The following is a 3,893-nucleotide window of genomic DNA, read 5'->3' on the forward strand; positions in this document are numbered from 1 at the left end:
AAGCGCGTTGCTTATCATTTCTGGGAACATCACCCCTATGATGATGTCCCTGCAAATATGGCATTTGAGAGCCAAGAGCGCGTGCGTGTCCCTGCTGAAATGGTCATTCATATCAAAGAGCGCCGTATTGCCGGACAATTGCGCGGTTCTCCAAAAATAACGCGCGCTATGACAAAGATCTTTCAACTCGAATCCTATGACGACGCAGAACTCGATAGAAAAAGGACGGCGGCTCTTTTCGCGGCGTTTGTCAAGGACAATTCACCAAACGTCGAAAAATTATCCGATAATCGTGATAAAAACAACGTTGAAGAAGAATACAAAGCACCTGTCATTGCGCCCGGTGCATCTCTTTATTTAGGAGAGAATAAAGAAGTTACATTCTCAAATCCTGTTGAGGTTGGTGGCTCTTATGAGGCTTTTCAATTTCGCAATATCTTGAAAATTTGTGCAGCACTTAATATGCCTTATGCCGTTGTGACTGGAGACGTTACGCGGGGGAATTTTTCTAATGTGCGTACCTCTATCATTCAGTTTAGACGGCACGTCAAACAATGGCGTGAACATATTATTGCCTTTCAGTTTAACCGCATTGTTTGGGAGCGTTTTGTTGAAATGGCAGTGCTTGTCAAATGTGTCAATTTGCCAGGGTGGGAAGAAAATTCCTTGCCATGGCTTCAATGTGAAAGCTTTGCACCCCCGCTTGAAATGATTGATCCAAACAAGGATATCTCAGCGGAAAAAGAAGAAATCCGTGCAGGCTTGAAAACACGACGCATGGCACTTGCCGAGCGTGGCTTTGATATCGACAGCATTCATGCCGAACTGCAAGAAGAGCACACAGACGCTCGTGCGCGCGGCTTATCTTTTGACACGGATATGGCAGCGCCTTCTGGTGAAAATCAAGTGATTGATACCGCAGATTCAGACCCTTCTGAGACTTATGAAAGTAACCAAGGCAGTGAGGCACATAAAAATGGTGAATAATCTCGACATGCCGTTTTTGGCATCACGGCTTTTTGGGGTTCCTCATATGCTTGCCTCGACAAAGCTTGATATCATTTTGAATGCTCTTGCACCACGCCTTTTTGAGGGAGAAAAGTTTCCCATTGAAGCTTATTCGCAAGAGAATACAGAAGCTTTAAGACCCCCTGAAACTTATGTAGTACAAAACAATGTTGCTATCCTACCAGTTCATGGCACGCTTGTGCGCCGTGGTGCATGGCTTGGGGCTTTATCGGGGCTAACCTCTTATGAAGGTTTAAGCGCTTCTTTTCGTGAAGCCATTGCACAACCTGATGTTCGCGCTGTTTTATTTGATATTGACAGCGGCGGTGGAGAAGCCGGTGGTGTGTTTGATTTGGTTGAAGAGTTTCAAACACTCTCAAAACAATACAATAAACCCATTTGGGCACATGCCAATGAGTTTGCCTGTTCTGCAGCTTATGCCATTGCTTGTGCGGCTTCTCAAATATGGGTTGCTCGCACAGGGGTTGTGGGCTCGATTGGGGTTGTTTGTGCCCATCTTGACCAATCCCGTGCAGATGAAAAACACGGGCATAAATGGACCTTTGTCTTTGAAGGTGATCACAAAACCCATGGCAACCCTCATGAACCCTTGAGCGATACAGCACAGATAAAAATGCAAGCCGATTGCGCCCTGCTCTACGAGATGTTTGTCGATTTGGTGGCGCAAAACAGACGCTTAAATGCTGCTGCAATTCGTGACACAAAAGCAGAAACTTTTATAGGCACCCAAGCGATCACGCTTGGATTAGCAGATGCGCAGGGCACTCTTGCGCAAGCGTTGGAAGCTTTAACGGATTCCATATCACAAAACCCAACATCAACAGAAAAAGAAGGACAAAACACATGGCACGCACACAATACCGCGCTGAAGAAGAGGATGACGAAAAGATTGTCGACATCATCAATGACGAGGAAGAGGACGAAGACGATAGTGACATCGACAAAAACGCCGAAGACTTCGACGATGAAGAAGAAAACGAAGATGAAGATGAAGACAATGAGAACAAGCAGGAAAACATAAAAGCTGCTCTTGAAAAAGAAAGAAAGCGCGCAAAAGCACTAACAACCCTTGAAAGGCAAGCAAAGCACTTAGGCGTTTCTTTTGACGCAGCAAAAGCTATTCAAAACGGTATGAGTGTCGAGAAAGCACGCCAGTGTGTGTTGACGGCTGCTAGCTCTCAAAGCGCGTCTTTAAAAGTCTCGCCTTATACCCCTCATAGTGATGGGACGAGCAAGGCAAAGATTTATGCAAAATGGGAAGCAGCTTGGAGGGCAGTGAAATGACGAATATTATTTATGACGACGTACGCAATGGCGCTTATCTTGGACCCTACGACCCCGATATGTCAAATGAAGAAGTGCTGTTTGCATCAGGAGCATTCATTGAAGCTGGAACTGTCATGGGAAAGATAACCGCAACGGAACACTATGTCCCCCTTAATCCAGCAGCAGCAGATGGCAGTCAAACACCGGCAGGGATTTCTTTTGCCACTATTGACGCAACAGAAGCAGATCAACGTGCCGTAATTACAGCACGCTTATGCACTGTAAAAGCTTCTGAACTGCTATGGCCAGATGCCATCACGGATGAGCAAAAGAAAGCAGCCATTCAGTCTTTAGAAGACCATAACAACATTCTATTGCGATAGGAGAATGCACACATGGACATGAATTTTTTTAAACATGATGCTTTCTCAAGCATCACAATGATGAAAGCCATCGAAAACTATGAGTTTCAACCTGGTCTTGTAAGTTCTCTTAATCTTTTTGAAGAAGTTGAAACCAGTACCACGGTGGTTGGTATTGAACGGCGTGATAATACATTTTCGCTTATTCAAACCAGTGAACGTGGCGCACCTTTGGCAGAAGGTGATAGAGAGGGTCGTAATCTTCGGTTTTTCAAAACAACACGGATTGCCAAAAGTGATACCGTGAAATCAGAAGAAATCCAAAACCGTCGTGAATTTGGGACAGAAGATCAGTTAGAGACAGCAATGAAATATATTGCCAGAAAACAAAAGAAACTGATTTCTGAAATAGAATTGACATGGGAAAATATGCAACTTGGCGCTGTTCAAGGGGTGGTTCTTGATGCCGATGGCTCTGTTATTGTCGATTGGTACAAAGAATGGGAAATCGCACCACCAAAGCCGATTGATTTTAAATTAAATAATGAGACAACCAATGTTGCGGACCATGTTGATCAAGTCATTATGAGGATGATTGAAGCTTCAAAGGGAGCGTTTTCTGATCGTTCACGCATTATTGGGCTTTGTGGAAATGAATTTTTCTCCAAGTTGAAAAACCATAGAACAATTCGTGAGACCTATTTAAACACAGCCTTAGCACAGACACTCAATAGCGCCGGAGGTGTTGCAACACCAAGTTCGATTGGCTCAGGGAGCTTTGGCAGTTTTGACTTTGCGGGTGTGACTTTCATTAATTACCGGAGTATTCACAACTATAATGTGAGTGCGAAGGCTGGAACAAAGCGCGCTATAGGCATTAAGCCGGATGAATGCCAATTCTTTCCTGTTGATGCGCCTGGTGTCTTCCAAAAAACCTTTGCTCCTGGTGAAAGCTTGGATTTTGCCAACACGGTTGGAAGACCTCTCTACACGATGCTTATCGTCGACCACGACCGTAATGCATGGGTAAAACCGGAGGTCTATAGCTATCCGCTTTACATCTGTACACGCCCTGAAATGCTGTTTAAAGCAGTGATTGGAGCGAAATAACATGCGGTGGAACGGGCTGCTAAACCAAATGGTTAAAGATGTGCGCAACACTTTTGGGCAGCCCATCATCTACACGCGAAAGGACAACCAGCAATCTTTTCGTATCACAGCGATTTACGGCATTAA

At 44.7% G+C, this 3,893-nt stretch carries 4 protein-coding genes; all 4 read left to right on the forward strand.

Features of this window, described 5'->3' with window-relative positions:
* Nucleotides 1–987: phage portal protein (locus ACFIQE_RS08895; RefSeq protein ID WP_375707565.1), on the forward strand; the 987-nt coding region annotated here is incomplete at its 5' end.
* A complete protein-coding gene (locus tag ACFIQE_RS08900; protein WP_375707566.1) occupies nt 977–2,050 on the forward strand; it encodes a S49 family peptidase in 1,074 nt (357 codons plus the stop codon). The genes ACFIQE_RS08895 and ACFIQE_RS08900, both read left to right, overlap by 11 nt.
* A gap of 259 nt (nt 2,051–2,309) precedes the next feature.
* Nucleotides 2,310–2,678, forward strand: a complete 369-nt coding sequence (locus ACFIQE_RS08905) for a head decoration protein (RefSeq protein WP_375707568.1) — start codon at nt 2,310–2,312, stop codon at nt 2,676–2,678.
* A gap of 12 nt (nt 2,679–2,690) precedes the next feature.
* Nucleotides 2,691–3,767: a major capsid protein gene (locus ACFIQE_RS08910; RefSeq protein WP_375707567.1), complete on the forward strand. Its 1,077-nt coding sequence runs from the start codon at nt 2,691–2,693 to the stop codon at nt 3,765–3,767.
* The last annotated feature ends 126 nt before the right edge of the window (nt 3,768–3,893 follow it).

This window comes from Bartonella sp. AA1HLJMS, assembly GCF_042197445.1.
Classification (GTDB): domain Bacteria; phylum Pseudomonadota; class Alphaproteobacteria; order Rhizobiales; family Rhizobiaceae; genus Bartonella.